We start from the raw sequence: 18174 nt of genomic DNA on the forward strand, positions 1-18174 counted from the left end.
GGAGCCTGCCCGCGAACTCATCCGAGCACGCCGACAAGCCGGCATACCCCCTGGCCGTGAATCAAAACAGGGGGTATGCCGCATTGCAAAACGTCCGGCTAACTGCGCAAACGCCTATCTAGGAGAGAACGTTCGGATAGCTTCGCAATTCAACCGAAACCACAATCATGAACCACCCCTCTAAGGTATGATTTGCACAGGGCATATAGGCCAATATCTACCGGCAGCGTGCGCTGCCTTTCGCTTCGTTCAAAAGCAGCAGAACACTTGCCTTAGAATCACAACGGTAGAACTACATTCCACCTTTCTCCCTGGTTTTCTTCAACGAGAAGCATTCGAAAAAGTAATAAACGACCAATGCGATCGAACCAAAAACGTAGCTCCAGCCGCCGTCGATCATGACAACGAAAATAAAGCAAATAGCCAATAAGAGCTCTCTAATGGAATGGGGGAATAAGTTTAGTCCAAACGATCGCGCCATCGTTCGACAGGATGCGCAGCACCGTGCGCGCGTCCCAGGCGGTCCTCTCCCCCTTGCAGAAGTTCGAGCTGCGCGCCGCGCCCTTCGCCGCGAAATACTCGTAGGGGCTTGGCACAAGGCTCTCATTGAGCATGGCGGCTATGCCGGCGGCGCTCATGCCGCCGATGCGCGCGTCGAAGATGCCGCGCACAACGCCGGCGGGTTCCGGGTCGATCACAAGCCTGCCGCGGTCGGGGCCCGACCCCTTGGCGTAGCCGTAGGGGGCGAAGGCGCCAACGAACTCGCCGCGGCGGCGCTTGGCGGAAAGCGACGCCTTGGTCTTGGCGGAGGCGTCGCGGCAGTACATGTCGTTGAAGAGGTTCTTCACCGGCAGCATCAGCGCGTCGGCCGGCGTCTTCTCGGCTGCGGAGTCGTAGCCGTCGGTGATGGCCACCACGCGCACGCCGAGCGCCGGGAACACCTGGTCCAGGTAGCGCGACACGTCCAGGTAGTTGCGGCCGAGGCGGCTCAGGTCCTTGACCACGATGCAGTCGACCTTGCCGGTCTCCACGTCGGCGAGCAGGCTGCCCCATCCGGGGCGGTTCTCGAAGGTGGAGCCCGAGAAGCCGTCGTCGGAGTACTCGGCGACGATGCTCAGGCCTCCGTTCGCGTCGGCGAAGTCGCGGATTATGGCGTGCTGGTTGAGCACCGAGCCGCTGGTGCCGTAGCTCTCGTCGTCGACGGAGAGCCTGGCGTAGCTGGCGGCGCGATAGACCCTGGCCGCTGTTTTTGGCGTTTTGGTTTTGGGCATGAAAAGGTCTCCTTTTGCACGTGCTTGTACGTGCGCCAGGAGGCTCTGAGGATGCCCTCGGGATGCGCTGCGCTTCCCGCCAAGAAAAAACAACCGACGCCGAGGGCCCTTGTATGCGTCTGGCGCAATCGTACCACGCCTTCGGCGACTCGGCGCCGGCGAAGGCGGAAATCTCAGGGTTGATGGAGCGTTGGCCGATGCCGGCCGAATCGCGTCACGCAGGCCCGTCGCCTATGACATCGCGCACGTTCTCGCGCGCGGCCAGGTAGCGCGACACAGCTTCCTCGATGCTGCACTCCCCGGCGTAGGACACGCGCACGCCGATTGATCCGCATCGTGCGCAAGGCTCATCGCAAGCCGCTGCAGAAGCATCCTGCCGAAGCTCGCGCGGCAGCGCGGCAGTAGTCGCCGCTTCGTTCAGCTCGCTGGCAACAAGCGGCTCGTCGCCATCGCGATGGAGCATCTCGCCCTGCACGGCTTCCACCTGTTCATTTCTCATCGCGACCGCCAATCCCGAACATGGCCTCGAGCTCGGCGCGCGTCTCGTCGTCGAGCCCCTCCAATTCCTCGAGGACGATCTCCTTGATGACGGGGTACGAGCGCGCCAGGCGCTTGTAAATCGCGTAGACGGTGACGTACCCCTCCTCGCTGTGCTGCTTGACGGTCTTGCCTTCGAAGTAGATGGCGCGGATGGTACCCTGGCTGGACTCGCTCAGAAAGGATATCGCCCAGTCCAGTATGCTGCGCATGAGCGAGTGCAATTCGTCCTCGTGGACGCGCTCCTGCTCGGAGGCGGGGCTGCGGTCGTCTGCGAACAGTTCCTCGGGGTTCATCGCCCCCTCCCCGTCGCTCCGCATGAGCTGGCTAAACAGTATCGGGCGCATGGTGACGCCCTTGATCTTGACGATGCAGTCATAGCTGCTGCGGCAGCTTCGCGATGAGGGCATGTTTCCTCCCCTGGGTCAGGGAGCGCGGGATTGCGCTCCTGCCCAGAGGCGGAGAACGAAGTATTTTGGACGTGCCCTAAGGGCGAGCGGCGGCCACGACGAAAGAGGGCCTTTTGACGATTGTCACCCCCAGTAGTTAACGACCGTTAACCAGCAGCGAATAATCCGCCCAAAGACCAAGAAACCCCGCAACTCGGCTTGAGTTGCGGGGCAAGTAAACACTAGAGGTCGAAGTCGATCAATAGGGGCTGATACTTAAAGCAGCTGCCTTAAGTATCAGCCCAATCTTCGCAATCGGTCACATAATATCGGATGAAATGAGGCCTTCTCGACATTGCGGAACCCGATATAGCATGAACCACACGGCCTCACACTCCAAAACTCATCAAGAGCGAACGCGCCTCCGTCCCCATTCATCCGGCTCAGCGACCCCTAACGCAGTCTTTCAGCTTCTCGCTGATGACCTCCATAGCGGCATCGTAGGCATCGGATAGCTCCCTCATCGAATCGAACAGCTGAGTACGGGTCCTTGAGTCAGAAGTGACGTTATGAGCCTTCTGGCGAAATAGCGAGAGGGCTTTTACCAGCTCGACGTCGTCGATCCTACACGAAAGCAACAGGATATCCTCCAGCGACTGGCGCTGCATTTCCGAGTCCGCAGGATCAACAATCCAATCCGCCCATTCCTTCCCCTCGGTAGCAAGCTTATCCATCTGGAGGCAGCATTTCCCCGTGGCCCTCATACCGCGCTGGACAGCTTCTTGCAGTCCCACCAGATTGTCGCGCTCGAAGCGCCTCCACTCATCCTCGCGAGAGGCGTCGAGCCTCTTGTCCTCGAGCTTGTTCTGGTGCCTTGCCGTCATGCAAGCCGCAAGTAGCGTCACGGCCCCGCCGATAAGCGTGCCAACAAGCGACGGGAGCGCTGGGGCCAAGGTGTCCAGAACGGCGCTTAGGCTGCAAGAATCCAACGCAGAGTCCTTTCTTCAAGAGCCTACATATTCGCAAGCATATCATTGATGGCACTTCCGAACTCGGCGTCTTTCTCAGCGTGCTCGAGCTCGGTGCGGCACCTTGTCACCTCTTCCCCATGCTTACGTTGCCGCTCGCACCTCACCACAGTTCAACGTTGCGATAGGTCAAGGGATCTATGTCGACGGCCGGGCCGTCGGCCATCCTGGCGATCTCCTGGACAACACCTTCAACATTGAACTTCGTTCGCCCAACCCCTCTAAAACGAATTCCAAACAGCAACTATTGCCCAGATGGCTTTTAGGCGCCTACCCCAACTTAATACTCTTGGCACCAACCCTGAATACGACAACCGTCATCATCACATTGAGCGCTATCTGCGATATTGTTGTGGCAATTGAAGTACCGATGCCGCCGTACAGAGGTATCAGAAGATAGTTGCCCACAAGGTTGATGGCAAGGGAGATAAGCGCTATGGCAAACTGAAGACCATAGCGATTCAGCGACATGATGAGCGCGGACGCCGGCGCAAAGACATAGGCCGAAAATGCGTTGATGCACAGTATTTGAAACATTGGTATAGAGGCATCGTATCCATCACCGTTCAAAACAGGGAAAACAAGCTGAGCCCCGACACAGCAAATTGCAACCAAAGCCACGAATGGCACGGTAGTCTTCTTGAACCACTTGATGGCAAACTCGCGCTGTTTCTCGGTACTCTCGGTCATCTCCGCCTTGGACATCCTAACGCGAAGGACGGTCTTAATGGAAGGCAGGAAGAGCAGCACCATGTTAAAGTACTTCGATGCAACGCCGAACTCGGCGACCGCCTGGGTAGACCCAAAGGACGCCAGCATAGTGATATTCGCCTGGTTGTACAATTGCGTGGCAACGCTATAGAGAATCAACCAAGCAGAAACAGCCAGGAACTCCCTACCAGCCTTGAAGTCGACCGCGATAGCCGCATCGCCGTGCCTAACAAGCTTCCCTATCATAGTAAGCGAAATCACAAAACAGGCTAATCCCGAAAAGCAGTACGATGCAAGAATGCTCTCCAACGAACCCGCCGCCAATACAACCGCAAGCGCAATGCAGGCGAGCAGGGTCAACTGCTTCGCATTCTCGACAACACCGGACTTAGCATAGAGTTCACGGGATTGGAAGAAGGCGATATTCAGCTGCACAGTACCCAGCAAAAAGCCGTAAACGATAGCGGCCAGCATGACTGGATGGGCGACTCCCATAGCTTCAGCCATAGGGTAAGACCCGACAAGAAGAAGGACAAGGCAAGCTACGTTAATCGCATGCGAAATAAAAATAAGTGAATCGCGGTATGCACGATCCTTGGTCATCCTCTCGGTATTGTAGCGAACATAGGCAAGCGCGATACTTTGCCCGGCAATCCCTAAAATAGTCGACGAAGTTGTGAAGAACACAGTGTAGCTTGCGTAATCCTCAACTGAAAGTATCCGTACCAATGCGACGGTCACAACCAGCTGTAGCGCCCTTGCGGCCATGTTAAACATAGTCACAACCGAAAAGTCCCGCGGTATAACCTGCTTAATCTTCAAGATTAATCCTCCGAAGTCCCTAGAAGGGAGCAGACGAAAACAACAAAGAACGAGGTGAACGCAATTGAATACAGAATGCCCAATGACCAGCCAATCGCCGTGTAAATGACCAGCAACACAACGGCCAAAGCGTTCTTTCTTTTGAACGCCAGCCAAAGGGAACAAATTAGACCTAGAACAAAGGGGATAAATCCAACCAGTCCATTCTCGCAAAGAACCTGCACATAGACATTATGTGGGTTCGTTCCGTGAAGACCGGAGTTGGCCGGCATGCCAAGCGAAGCCTCGTAAATAGCGTACTGCCCGGTGCCGATGCCAAAAACGGGAGAGTTGCCAAACTGCTCTATCGCCAGTTGCCTCTTGATATCTCGACTTGAAACGGTATCTTGAAACGTCAGGGAATCGATCATCGACTGTCCGAGCGGACTAGCAACGACGGCAACGACGGCAATCATCAAACAGAGCAGGAGTGCCTTTTTCTCAAGCGAGACATCACGAGTCTTAGCCAGCATCAGGTAAGCGCCAACGATTACCAGCAGATAATAGAAAGTTCTCGCACCGGTGACAACGCCAGCAACCATGCACAGCAAAATTACAATGATGCGCACAGGCGCTTTAAGCCGCGTGGCACCCAAAGCCAAAACCGCAATAGTCACATTGCTAAACAGAGCAGAAATGATCGAGTCGCCAAAAATCCCATCCGGTCTATAAAGGCGAATCGTCGATGGAGAGAACTCCCAACTGGCCATAGAACCATACTGCCAAATTGTTATGCCGGCGTTCACGATACCAGCTACTAGACATATGGAGAGCAGTTTTCTAGCGATGCCCTTCCTCTCTTCGTCTTCGAACGAGAAGAAGCAAGCGATGCCTACCACATAAACCGCAAGCTTCAGGGCTTCCACGTACTCCTTATAGAAAAGCGCGGAAGTCCCAGCAATCAACGCGAAAACTAGGAGGAAAGCGTAGGCAATATTCATCCTCAGACTCAGAGTTCGTTTGCCATTACGAACGAGAACAACCACCATGAGAAGAAAAGCCACCGGTATCGCAACGTTCAGGTCAGAATAACGAACCTGCGTAAGGGAAAACGAGTCGACATTCGCCACCACAGCAACGCCAGGAAGCGACCCTAGAACCTCTCCAACCACAGAGCCAATAGGAGAACCTGCCGGTAGCGAAATACTAGAGAAGAGAAGTATTATCAGAGAGAAGCAGAAGACAAGCCCCGTTAGATCCGCATTCGGCACGTAAGAAACACTAGAGGTTCTAGTCTTCATTAAGGATCTCCCTAACAGTAATCACATTAGTCCTGCCATATTCAAAAGGAACATCAAGAATCGAGCTCTTTATGACGGCGCCATAATGTGGGGAATAAAGCCCCTCCCGAACGCTAATATCGCTTTCGGCGCAAAAGACCACCGAAACACCCCGACACGTTAGGACCGCCTCTTTGCGTCCCACAACGGAAACATCGACCTCCGGAGCAAGAACGAATGATCTCGTCGCAACAACGGCGGGCGCAGCGCCCTCAACGTCATCCTTGACCGCAACCCCCTCCGATCCAACCTCCACAACCCTCTTGTGAGTCACGCCAAGACGCGTGGCCCAGCAATCCGTCACGCCCCTGAAAACAACCGTCCCATCAGCCTCCGCAACATCAAGGCTCGCGCCGCCGCACCTCGTATACCCAAACAACCCTCGGAATTCATTTTGCTCAAGATTCCCAAACCGCAACGTCGAGTGTTGTGCGGTACCGCGAAGGATATTGCGCACCTTGGGATCGCGCGTATAAACACCAGAACCGGGGTCCACAAAAAACGGCACGCCCTTGAAGCCAAGCGTGAAGGAAAGCTTATCGTTATGCGTATGTCCAGGCTCGGACTCATCGACAAAGCCATCAGAAGCGAAGAATCCCAACGACCAGTCTCCATACCTAGCAAGAGCCATACCCGCATCATAAAACGTTCTCGCCCCTCCGCGCCATGAGGGAAAACATGCAACACGGCCGGAAGCACCGTAAAGCAGCTCTTCTTCGGCGAAGAACGCTTCATCAGGAGCATCCGGACCGATTTCCCTGTCAACCAGCCTACTCACGAGGCGTAAGTCATCATAGCGCTCGGGTGAAATACACACTACGCGTCCTGAATCGTTATCTCCTACCTGCAGGGAACGCCCATCTTTGTTTGTTACGGCATCAAGAAAACGACCGAGAATCGAAAGACGCTCAAAATACTCCGCTGGCAGCTTATAGGGCGTTTCAGCAAAGCACTTGCCCGCGAAGAAGAGCATCTCTCCCATCAGCCGTGTATAGCGGGTGCTGCGCTCGAAGCAACAACCGTCGTCGAGAACCTGTTTCCGCACGCATCTCATCAGCTCGTTGTGGGTGTATTCCCCCCACTTCCGTGCTTTGGGCAGGTTGGGGTAGGCCGCAACGACAGCAGCAAGTCCAAGCAGGTCGGCGATGTAGTGGTTGTTCTCTTGCAATCTAGCTGATGTCTCGAGGTTTGCCCAAATATGCTCACCATGGCAGAAAGCAAGCTCCGCAATCACCGTATGCATTGGGTCGTCCTCGCAAAGCCCGCACCGCAACAGCTCGTATGAGGAAAGTAGGTTGAACACGCGAATGCCGACTTCCATAGTGCACGTCCACTGGACACCCCTCCCCATAGGGTTCACAGAGGCAAAAGAGCCCACTTTGGCACGATAACAATCAAGGAACCTTGCATCGCCTGTTTGGCGAAATGCTGCCGCAAGGGGGAGAAGGTACTGCATCCTTCCGTATTCCCATGGCACCTTTATGTCGGCAACTCCAGATTCCGGTTTAATGGCATCGTAAGGCCCATCTGGAAAACGATATCCAGCAACGAAATCAGTACGCCATTCGTCTTCCACGGTAATATCTCTTGGCAGATCGAACCATTCCCCGAAAAGCACGAAGGAGCCACCGATTATCCTCTCGGCAGCTCTCCGGATCTCGATATCGAAGGACTTGAATCCAGCAGAGCCACTATCGACAAAAATGTGCCCGTTAAAACCCTCGGCAAGCTCGTTACCTAAACAAGATGCCTTCTGGCGGATGGCGCTGCTACTACTCTTATATATCTGCCTCTTAACCTTACGCGTGGTCCTGTTGGCGACCGCAACGGCAAGACGCCGGCATATACGCTGAACCATGTTAGCCTTTCTTGCCTCTCTTATCCGTAACTTCCGCTTCTAGAACCTTCAGCACCTTATCCATCTGCACTTTCCAGTCGAACTGCTTCTCGGCGAAGGCACGCATCTTGCTGCCAGTCTCCGGGTCTGTAGCCGTCCTATTTGCAAAAGCGACAACCTTGTCAATGGGTATCGGGTCGTCATTGCTGGGAAGCAGGAGAGTGAACTCCTCGTCCCCGTTAAAACCTTTCTCGGGGAACGAATAGATAAACGGTATGCCTCTGGCACAATACTCCCTGGATTTCATCGTTGAACCGAGGGAAATCCCGATTCTATGCAATCCAAGAGAACCGACAGCAACATCCGCGTCATCAAAGAAAGCGTCAAGCTTGCTTCCGGTCGCAGCACCCGCAAATACAATAAAATCTTCTAGCTTCAGCTCGGAAACAAGCTTCTCCAAGGAAGGATTCTCTGCACCCACACCAACGAGCGTAAGCAGCACGGGTCGGGCGCCCTTATACTCAGCAAGCCCGCGAATGAGCCTGTCAACACCATGATGAGGGGAGAACTTGGCGACAGCAAGAAGCCTCACGGCTTCGCAAGGCGCGCCAGCCTTCCTCAATGGAATAGCTCCAAGGTCAATTCCATTGTCGTAGGTGATGTTCGGCACTCCCCAGATAGTGTCGTCATCAAGGTAAGTGATGGCGTAGTCGAAGTAGCGCGGGGCATGTTTCGCCCTAAGGGATTCCAGCCACGCATATGCCCTATGTACGACATAGCTCAAATACTTGCGCGATTCGAGAAGCCTTTTATGGCGCGCATCCCTTTCCATCTCAAAGGGGAAGGTGGGAAACTCCACCGCAAGGACAACCCCATTGCTTCGAAGCTGTTTCGAGAACGAGCAGAAAACGTTATCAAGGTGGTCAAAACGAATAACCACTGCCTCAACACCGTTCGCAAGAGACCAATTGCTCAGAAAAGCATATTTGCTTCTGCGATCTCCCGCGGTCTTCCGAACATGGCTGGCAACGACTTCCCCGCTACTAGGTCGCTCTATCCTCGTTTCTAAGCCGTAGTCCTTACTTATATAGACGTCGTGTCCAGCCTCCTCGGAAGCCTTCGCCTGAGACATCACCTTAGCAGAGATGCCGAGAGATGAGTTTGAGTTAAAGTCAATTGCGGAAGTGAACAGAACGCTCAGTCGACGTCCTCCTTCGGTGCCCGATCTAGACATTTCGTAGGCACCCCCCTGAACAGACCCAAAGGGAGCATCCTTGATCATCACAGCATTCGCCCCAATCATCATATTGTCACCATTCACAATCGGACCGAGCACCTTCACACCCGCGCCGATGTGCTAATTATCGCCGACAGCAGACGCCTCGCAACGCCCTCTACGCCCGCCGTCGCGCAATCACGCAACTCTTGCCAATCTTCGCACGCTTATGCGCCACTACGCCTACGCCCTTGCAGCCGCAGGTTGAACCCTAGCCAATTTCACACTGAGCGAGGTTAACAAATTGCGAAAAGATAAATCTACGTCTCATATAGCCTCGAAAGGCTTGAGTTTATGCCAATACCGCTAATGCGCTCTTCTCTGCTTGTTCGCCGCATTCATAAAAGAGCTCATCTAAGGGCCCCCTTCCGCCCATTGTCCAAATCCGCGACCAGCTCCTCGAGGTAGTGGTCTACACAAAAATACTCCGCCGACGCGAGCGCCGCCTCCTTCATCGAAACAAGACGCTCGCGATCCCTGTCCAAAGCTTTTATTGCGTCGCACATCGCTTCAGCCGTACACTCATCAAGAACGATGCCGTCCTTACCAGACGCGACAAGCTCGGCATTGTAGCCAATATTGCTCGCAACGGTCGGCACCGCTGCCATCTTTGTCTCAACCAAAACGCCCGGAACGCCTTCTGCTGCCCATTTACTGGGAAAAAGATGCAAGTCATACCTAGAGAGCTCGGAAACCGCATCATTTGTCACTGAGTCGAAGACACCATGATAGAAAACGTTCGGAAGCGCCGAAACCCGCGCTTCGAAAGCATCCTTGAATGTCTCCTCAACACACCCATAGAAGTAGAATTCAACGCCCGCAAGGCGCTCGGCGCAGTCCAGAATGACGTCAGCCCCCTTCGCTGGTCCAATTAGCGAGAAGCTGACACATTTAAGGACGCCGCCCGTTTTATGCGGCAAGACCGTAGCAGTCGGCCTGTTACGGCAGTTAGGGTAAATCGACACATTATCCAAGCCAAGATTCCTTGTTGCATTACACATGGTCTTGGTTTCAACGTAAATACGACCCAGCTTCGCGCAGGCTTTCCTATATGCTAAATCGCTCGACAAATGGCTCGGAAGAAGGCCCCCCATTGCCATTAGATAGCACCGAGAGAGAACGCTCGGTCTAACGATTGAGAGCAAACAAAGTAGAGCCCTTTGTATCCTCGCGTTACCGAACCCGAGCATGAAAAGGCCGTCCTTCGACGTCATCAGAAGCCGAACGATCTTGACGGTTCCCACATCCCTGAAGCCGACCTTCTCGACGGGGACGCGATCAGCAAGCGCCTCAGCGAGCAAGGCGTTCTTAACCGTCACTCCGCCGTACGGAGGAGGGAATTGTCCCAGATAGTAGACCTTCAACTGCTAGCACCTACTCCAGGCATCTTCCATGATATTCCAACAGAGCTCATCAAAAGTGATGCCAACAGCCTTTGCTGCATCAGGAAGCAACGAGGTCCCGGTCATGCCGGGAATGGTGTTCGTTTCCAGATACCAGAGGCGGTTGCGCTCGTCCAGAATACAATCGGTTCTGGACACACCATAGCAGCCGAGGGCGTCATGGGCTCCCAACGCCATCTCCTCGCACTGCCTAAGTTCTGCTTCAGTGAGATTTGCCGGACAAATGTGCTGCGCCATGTCCTGCTCGTATTTTGCCTCGTAATCATAGAATTCATTAGCCGGGATTATTTCAATGGGAGGAAGAACGCGAGGCTTCTCCCCACCCAGCACCGCGACCGTCAGCTCCCTGCCTGAAATAAACTGCTCAACCAGAACCGAGGGAGCAAGCTCCAGCGCAGTGTCAATCGCACAAGCGAGATCGTCTCCATTGTCGACGATGGAGACGCCGAGGGCGGACCCTTCGGTTGAAGGCTTTACGACAAGCTTGCCTCCCAGTTTGGTCCTAATGTCTTCTATATTGCATTCCTCACCACGAAGCACCCTGATGTATCCAGGTGTTGGGATGCGGAAAGATTCGACCAACAGTTTTGCCACAAATTTGTCCATTGCAATCGCGCTGGAGAGAACGCCCGGCCCCGTATAGGGCAAGCCAACGCTTTCACAGAACCCCTGGATCGACCCGTTCTCCCCAGCCCCTCCGTGAAGGCAAATGAAGACGCCTTCGACAGAAGAGTCGAGGAGCGTATGAGCCCAGCCCTCAACGCCTGTGTCTATCTTTATGACCTCGTAACGCTTTTCCAGAGCCTCTTCCACGGCTGCGGCCGATAAGAGCGAGACCTCGCGCTCCCCGCTGGCGCCACCGCAAAGCAATGCGATTCGTCTAGCCATTTTCATCATCCTCCAACCGTCCAGTTATTTGATGTCCGACACAACGTAGCGAAGCTTTCCGCGCTTCGTGCGTTCGATTCCGTCGACGCGCTTGAAGGATACGGGGAGCATTCCCTTGGTCCTGTCGCGGAAGCGTTTCTCCGCCTCGGCGATGTCCTCAGTGTAGTTATCCGAAAGAGGAACAAAGCTAATTTCGACCGAGTAGTCCTCTAGCTGATGAATCTGAGCTTCCTTGATCGTCGCCGACTCAGTAAACAAAGCAGAGAGCGCGCCGACCTTGCCTCCGTCGGGAAGCGACAAAAGTTCGCCAGTCCGCCCATCGATCCGCTCGATTACCCTTCGGCCGTTCTTTAGCCTATCGGTGGTAATGGCAAGGTCACCGGTGTCATAACGCAAGAGTGGGAAGGCGAAATTGGTAAGGTTACTACCAATGATTCGCGAATAATCGCCGCATTCAATGAACTCAACGGCGGAGTAATCCTCGTCAACAATGTAATCATGGTCGGCGTCCTCTCCAATGCACGCTACCGCCTCAGTGAGGCCGTACAGAGCATGGGGCTGTACCCCGAACGCCTTCTCTATGATGGACCGCTGATAACCATATAAGTTCTCGGCACTCGCCGTCACGGCCTTGATAGGCTTATCGAAAGTCAGACCGTTTTGCGCAACGAATGACGCAAACGGCATGATGCACGAAGGATACCCGTGGATCCAGGTTAGTCCGTAATCATTAATTGCTTTGAAGTAAGCCATGTAGTTTTCATCGTTGCCGTGGAAAGCCGAGAACTTAATCTGGAAAAGCGGCTGACACTCCCGCCAAAAAGGCGGCTTTCTCTGGTTCGGCGGCACAATGGTCCTGCTGCCGAAGTCGGCATACCTCGTGCCGTATTCAATGCCAATACGGTTCCAGAAGCGCCAAAAAGCCGCCCAAAGATCGCGAACATTGTCGACCGATTGCGGAAAGATGAGACTCGACCCCGTCGATCCGCTCGTGTGTTCAGTGATATGAGGAATCTGCTCGAGACTCTTAGGTTTCAACAGCTCAACATTGTCCCGAACGGTCTGCTTGTCAAGAATTGGAAGAGCGGCGAGATCGTCAGCAGTCTTGATAGACGCAGGGTTGACTCCGCCCTCATCAAACATATTCGTATAGAAAGGAACCTCGTCATAGCAGAACTGCACCATCTTCCGAAGCTTACGGTCCCTAATATCAAGTAGCTCGTCACGCGAGCAAGCGATGCGCGAGTTGTAATCGGCTAGACGCGACTTAAAGTCCCCGCCGAATCTTAGCTCGGCAAGTCGCCCACCTTCACGGCGACAACCGATGTTTTGCACGAAAATCGGCATGGCATTATAGAGCTTCATCTTATCCATATTATACAACTGCCTTTTTGTAGCGGGGATACGTAAAATAAACCTCGTGGGAATTGGCGGGTTGGCTAATGATCCGACAGGAGTCGCGGTACACGCCAAATTCTGGCGCATATGCGACCTCGTCTATTTGCCCATCGGCTTCGGGAACGTCACGAGCAAAGACAAAGGCACTCTCAATGCACCCGTCGCCTACAAGGTGGTCGACAACACGTAGCCCATCCGCCTCAAGCACAATCTCTCGAACCACTTTGCACTTCCCGCCACATTGAAGAAGAGCACCGCGTACTATCGTTGCCGCCGAATCCTCAACAGCGCCCGTACTGTACCTGGCAACCCGGAATGGCGCCCAGCACTCGTGCTGTTCCTCACCATTCACCATCACGGTACTGTGCGAATGCGTCTTCTTGAACTCAAGCCTTTTCGCATCCTGATAGGCAAAGGTGCCGCAGTTCACAATCCACGGCTCTCCATCCACAAAGCACTCGAAACTCAATGCGTCGCAATGAACGTGCCCCATGGCATAGGCCGGGCCCGGCTTGCCGGCATCGAAAATCACCTTGACGAAGCCCGCCTTGGTCTGCCGTTCGAGAATGCAGTAGCCTGAATTCTTTAGCACACCATGAAATTCCGGTACAACGCCGAAACGCTCGCGAGCGCAAAGCAACAGCGCGTCGCGACTCTTTGCCACGTTGTCGCCGCAATCGTTGAACAGTGGAGTCCTATCAATCCCGCGCTCCATGGAGTAAAGGCAGTCGCACATCTGCTGAAGTTTAAAAGCTTCAGCATGCTCACCAAAGCCCGAGTCGCGCAAGACAATTGCAGCGCGCATCAGATCCTCAAGCACAATCTTCTGATACATCGGGCTCAGCTCGAAGTGCATTCCGTCATCGAGCACCTGCTCGTTTACCTGCGTCTTTAGCATAGGCAAAGCAAGCTCGAGCGTCTTGCGGTCGCCAAAATAACACGCAAGGATAGCAAGGGCCTTCAAGTTCTCTAGATAGTGATTGGCCAGGAGGTCCTTCTCCAGGTGCTGAGAAAGATGTACGTACTGCTCGGCCAGCGATGCGTTAATTCGCTCGCAAAAGGCATCATCCGTCCTCAATGCGTCATCAAGCTCAGCTCTAAAAGCAAGCCAGCTAACGATGCGCATCGATATGACGTATGGATCCCAGGCGACGCCTCCGCGCTCCCGCGGGCAGGCATCTATCCAGCTGTCCACGATAGCTTTGGCTTTATCAAGGTATCGCTTATCACCCTCATCAAGGAAAGCCTTCGCAAGAGGAAGCAAGTATTCGTGGTAATGCAGGTTAAAATGCCAGAGCGGGGTCGAGAGCTCTGCGTGCCACGATTCGCGCCAATCCATGCGCTCCTCATGATTTAGGAGTTCCACCCTGTCATCAAGAAGAGCATTCACATCAAAACGCGCTAGAAAAACTGGATCGAAGTCAATCTCCGATAATGCGGGAACGCGGCGAATATCCGCCTTGTTCGCATCGGGGCAAGGCCTGTAACCAACATGCAAACGCATGCTGCCCCCAAGCTTTCGCCAGATTCTATAGGCAATCTGACTAGGCTTGAGGTGCAGCGCGGTGTCTATATAAAGCCGCAGCTTTGACAATTCTTTAATCTCCCCTATTTACCGAGCACGCTCGCAATTCGCTCGCTCGCATGCCCATCCCCATACGGGTTCGAAGCCCGGCTCATTGCCGCATACTCCTCTTCGTCGGACAGCAGACGGGAAAACTCAAAATAGATAACGTCCTCCTCAGTGCCCACAAGCTTCAACGTGCCCGCGGCAACCCCCTCAGGTCGCTCGGTGGTGTCGCGCATCACCAACACCGGCTTGCCCAAGCTAGGAGCTTCCTCCTGTATGCCGCCCGAATCGGTAAGAATGAGATGACTCGCAGCCAGGAAGTTATGGAAGTCAAGTACCTCCAGAGGATTGATGATATGGAGACGATCGAAGCCGTCCAGCTCCTCGTGAGCCGCCTTGCGTACGAGTGGGTTCATGTGAATAGGATAGATCGCCTTGGTGTCGGGGTGCTCCTCCATCACGCGCCTGATCGCGCGGAACATGCAGTGCATGGGCTCGCCAAGGTTCTCGCGGCGGTGTGCCGTGATCAAAATCAGGCGACTGTCGCTGGCCCACTCCAACTCTGGGTGGGTATAATCCTCGCGCACCGTGGTGCGCAGGGCGTCGATGCCGGTGTTGCCGGTCACCCATATCTTCTCGGCACGCTTGCCCTCGTCGAGCAGATTCTGCCTACTCGCCTCCGTAGGTGCGAAGTAATACTCACTGACAATATCCACGGCCTGACGATTGAACTCCTCGGGCCAGGGACTGTATATGTCGTGGGTGCGAAGCCCCGCCTCCACATGCCCCACGGGAATCTGCAGATAGAAGCAGGCGAGCGCTGCAGCAAAGCTTGTGGTCGTGTCGCCGTGCACGAGCACCACGTCAGGCCCTTCCTCCTCGAGAACGGCCTTCAGCTTCAGCAGTACGTCGCACGTGACGTCGAATAGCGTCTGGCCCGGCTTCATGATTGCCAAGTCATGGTCGGGCGTTACGCCGAAGACGCGCAGAACTTGATCGAGCATCTCGCGGTGCTGACCTGTCACGGTCACAACCGTCTGAAACTCGTCGGGGCGGCTCTTGAGCTCGTTCACGAGCGGACACATCTTGATGGCCTCCGGGCGCGTCCCGAAGACAAGCATCACTTTCTTCAAACCTGCTTCTCCCTGCATCTCTTTAATGACTTACAGCTTATAGACGTTCTCGCCGTCACCGCACACGTTGCGCGGATCGATCAAGATACGACCGCCGAAGGCCTCGGGCTTGCCCTTGATCTGGGAATGACCCACCATTACGATAACCATCTCCAGGCCATCCAGGAACTCCTCCATGGAGTGCACCTGGCCCGGAACCTCGTCGCGCTCGACCCACGGGTCGTACACCTTCACGCCACCGCCGCACAGGTGCTCTTCCATGGACTCGAGCATCTGCAGCGTGGGGCTCTCGCGCACGTCGTCAACGTCCTCCTTGTAGGTCAGACCGTAGATGCCCACCTTGGAGGCATCCTTGATCCCACGCTCGGCCATAACCTCGTGGGCACGATGCAGCACATACTCAGGCATGCCCGCGTTGGTCTGAAGCGCAAGGCGGATGAAGTTTGCCGTTTCGGGATAGTCGCCCACCAGGAACCACGGGTCGACGGGAATGCAGTGACCGCCAACGCCGGGGCCGGGCTGCAGGATGTTCACGCGCGGGTGCTTGTTGGAGATGCGGATGACCTCCGCCACGTCCATGCCGCCGATACGGCAGATCTTAGCGAGCTCGTTGGAGAATGCGATGTTAATTGCGCGGAAGGTGTTCTCGACGACTTTGGTCATCTCGGCGGTACGGATGTCGGTCACACTGATTTCGCCCTGACAGAAGGTTGCGTAAATCTTAGCAACCTCCTCGCCCACCTCGGGGTCGTCCGCACCAATCGTACGGTTGTTGTGCAGCAGCTCGTAAACCATGTTTCCTGGGATGATGCGCTCCGGGGCGTGCACGAGCTTAACATCCTCACGCTCGGCCTCGATGAGCAGCGGGCGCACAAAGCGATCCACCGTGTTGGGCGAAATAGTCGACTCGATTACGAGCACGGCGCCCTTCGGGGCGACCTCGAGCACCGTCTTGCAGGCGGCAATCACATAGCAGGGGTCAATCTTCTTGTCCAGCTTATCGTAGGGCGTCGGTACGCTCACGATGTAGGTATCGCACACCTGATACTCGGTCGTGAATTTGATGCCAGATTTCAACGCGTCGACGAACAGCTCGTCAAGCCCCTCCTCCTTGAAGGTAGTGTGGCCGGCGTTCAGGGTTGCCACGAGTTCTTCGTTGTAGTCGGTTCCCACGACCTCCACGCCGTGCGTGGCCATCATGAGCGCGGTGGGCAGTCCGATATAACCGAGACCGATAACGTTAACCATTGATTTTAATCCTTTCATTTGTTTGTTTGGTCTTATATACGGCATCGGATAAAACAGCGATCATCTTATCCGCCATAAGCTTTCTTGAGTACTCCCGATTCATGAAATCAACCGCCGCTTCGCTCATTCTGGCGAGATTGCGCGCACGATCAGCCCTCGAGGCAAAAGCCTCGAGTTCGCTGATGTCTTCCTCCTCGCTTCCACACAAAGCAATACCAGCACCGCTCCTACGAACGAGCTCAGATGCATCACCTTCCGGGCCTACGAACAGAACAGGCACACCTCGGGCAAACGACTGGAATATCTTCGATGGAATGGTTCCCGAGAATTCAGCGCTCTTTTGGAGCGAGACAACGGTCATGTGAACCCCTGCGTAGCGCGGTTCAAGCTCGGCCATTGGAACACCATGCTCAAGTTTGAGAAAACCGTAGTCTCCAGTAGCAACCAACTGCTCTAGCTCGTCGCGAGCAGCACCCTCGCCTATAAGCTCATAGCTTGATGCAAGCCCAAGGTTAACGATTCGCTTCACGTACTCCACCGTCGCAGGCACGTCCTGAGATAATCCCATAGTCCCAAAGTAACCGAAACGCAAAGGGCCATCCCACATGTGTTTACATGCAACAACATCGGCTCCATTGGGAACAATAACGATACTGTCGCCCGGAACACCAGCCGCCTCAAGGTCTTTCTTAAACCCATCGGTAAGCGCAACGACGCAATCTGCAGCTTTGCAGAAAGATAACTCCAGTGATTTCATCGCAGCTACCTTTGCGCCCCTGCTGCCTGTCGCCAGCATCTGCTTGTAAGTAAGATCGCGAAACTCAACCACAAGGGGCAGGCGGCACTTCTTTGCATAGTGAACGCCGAGCCACGCAGCGAAGACGGTCCCGCATGTGACGAGCACTACATCATAATTACTACCAACAGGCGATTTCTTACCCAGGTTTTTCAGGCCATTAGCGATGAAACTGACACCGCTCTCTATTCGCTTCGCAAAGCTTGTGTTTGGCTGAATCTTTGACGCGGAACGAAAGACTCTAACACCATCAATCAATTCTTCAACTAGAGGTTTCATCTCATAGCCGTCGAACAAGCGACCAACGGGATAATTCGGCCATCCGGTGAACACGGTTACATCATGGCTCTCACGCACCCAGATACGCGAATGCTCGGTCGCCCTGAATGATGCAGCGATATTCTCAGGTTTATAAAACTGCGAAAAATACAGGATACGCATTTCAGTCTCATCTAATTCGATGCTAACATGGTTAGTTTCTTTGCGCCGACAACACGACGCCTACGGTTTGTGCGCTTCATCTGAAATCGCTCACGACAAAATGCTTC

The 18174-nt window shown here is 54.5% G+C and carries 15 protein-coding genes; all 15 read right to left on the reverse strand.

Annotated elements, in window-relative coordinates:
* Window positions 1-437: 437 nt before the first annotated feature.
* Window positions 438-1271, reverse strand: coding sequence for a recombinase family protein (locus C1877_RS13135; RefSeq protein WP_114569384.1), 834 nt, complete (start codon window positions 1269-1271; stop codon window positions 438-440).
* 214 nt (window positions 1272-1485) lie between these two features.
* Window positions 1486-1755, reverse strand: a complete 270-nt coding sequence (locus C1877_RS13140) for a hypothetical protein (RefSeq protein ID WP_114550528.1) — start codon at window positions 1753-1755, stop codon at window positions 1486-1488.
* A 4-nt stretch (window positions 1756-1759) separates the two neighbouring features.
* Window positions 1760-2218 carry a hypothetical protein gene (locus C1877_RS13145; protein ID WP_114569385.1) on the reverse strand — a complete coding sequence of 153 codons (459 nt, stop codon included), beginning with the start codon at window positions 2216-2218 and terminating at the stop codon, window positions 1760-1762.
* A 422-nt stretch (window positions 2219-2640) separates the two neighbouring features.
* On the reverse strand, window positions 2641-3186 hold the full coding sequence (locus C1877_RS13150) for a hypothetical protein (protein WP_114569386.1): 546 nt from the start codon (window positions 3184-3186) through the stop codon (window positions 2641-2643).
* A 309-nt stretch (window positions 3187-3495) separates the two neighbouring features.
* Window positions 3496-4758 carry an oligosaccharide flippase family protein gene (locus C1877_RS13155; protein ID WP_041239414.1) on the reverse strand — a complete coding sequence of 421 codons (1263 nt, stop codon included), beginning with the start codon at window positions 4756-4758 and terminating at the stop codon, window positions 3496-3498.
* A gap of 2 nt (window positions 4759-4760) precedes the next feature.
* Window positions 4761-6038, reverse strand: coding sequence for an O-antigen ligase family protein (locus tag C1877_RS13160; RefSeq protein ID WP_083809045.1), 1278 nt, complete (start codon window positions 6036-6038; stop codon window positions 4761-4763).
* Complete coding sequence (locus C1877_RS13165) at window positions 6028-7935, reverse strand: heparinase II/III family protein (RefSeq protein WP_041239415.1); 1908 nt, start codon at window positions 7933-7935, stop codon at window positions 6028-6030. Before C1877_RS13165 ends, C1877_RS13160 begins: the two co-directional genes overlap by 11 nt.
* Before the next feature lies 1 nt (window position 7936).
* A complete protein-coding gene (locus C1877_RS13170) occupies window positions 7937-9196 on the reverse strand; it encodes a glycosyltransferase family 4 protein (RefSeq protein ID WP_167536636.1) in 1260 nt (419 codons plus the stop codon).
* Between the two features lie 344 nt (window positions 9197-9540).
* The gene (locus C1877_RS13175) at window positions 9541-10554 is read right to left on the reverse strand and encodes a glycosyltransferase (RefSeq protein WP_114569387.1); all 1014 of its coding nucleotides are present in this window, start codon (window positions 10552-10554) and stop codon (window positions 9541-9543) included.
* 3 nt (window positions 10555-10557) lie between these two features.
* Window positions 10558-11481 carry a D-alanine--D-alanine ligase family protein gene (locus C1877_RS13180; RefSeq protein ID WP_231847622.1) on the reverse strand — a complete coding sequence of 308 codons (924 nt, stop codon included), beginning with the start codon at window positions 11479-11481 and terminating at the stop codon, window positions 10558-10560.
* A gap of 24 nt (window positions 11482-11505) precedes the next feature.
* Window positions 11506-12855: a phenylacetate--CoA ligase family protein gene (locus C1877_RS13185; protein ID WP_015539763.1), complete on the reverse strand. Its 1350-nt coding sequence runs from the start codon at window positions 12853-12855 to the stop codon at window positions 11506-11508.
* A gap of 1 nt (window position 12856) precedes the next feature.
* Complete coding sequence (locus C1877_RS13190; RefSeq protein ID WP_114569388.1) at window positions 12857-14473, reverse strand: heparinase II/III family protein; 1617 nt, start codon at window positions 14471-14473, stop codon at window positions 12857-12859.
* 14 nt (window positions 14474-14487) lie between these two features.
* Window positions 14488-15582 (reverse strand): non-hydrolyzing UDP-N-acetylglucosamine 2-epimerase, encoded by a 1095-nt coding sequence (wecB, locus tag C1877_RS13195; RefSeq protein ID WP_114569389.1) that lies wholly within the window; start codon window positions 15580-15582, stop codon window positions 14488-14490.
* Between the two features lie 30 nt (window positions 15583-15612).
* Window positions 15613-16830: a nucleotide sugar dehydrogenase gene (locus C1877_RS13200; protein WP_041239419.1), complete on the reverse strand. Its 1218-nt coding sequence runs from the start codon at window positions 16828-16830 to the stop codon at window positions 15613-15615.
* Window positions 16823-18067 (reverse strand): glycosyltransferase family 4 protein, encoded by a 1245-nt coding sequence (locus tag C1877_RS13205; RefSeq protein ID WP_114513252.1) that lies wholly within the window; start codon window positions 18065-18067, stop codon window positions 16823-16825. The genes C1877_RS13200 and C1877_RS13205 overlap by 8 nt, the downstream gene beginning before the upstream one ends.
* Between the last annotated feature and the right edge of the window lie 107 nt (window positions 18068-18174).

Source organism: Gordonibacter pamelaeae (assembly GCF_003340385.1).
Lineage (GTDB): Bacteria > Actinomycetota > Coriobacteriia > Coriobacteriales > Eggerthellaceae > Gordonibacter > Gordonibacter pamelaeae.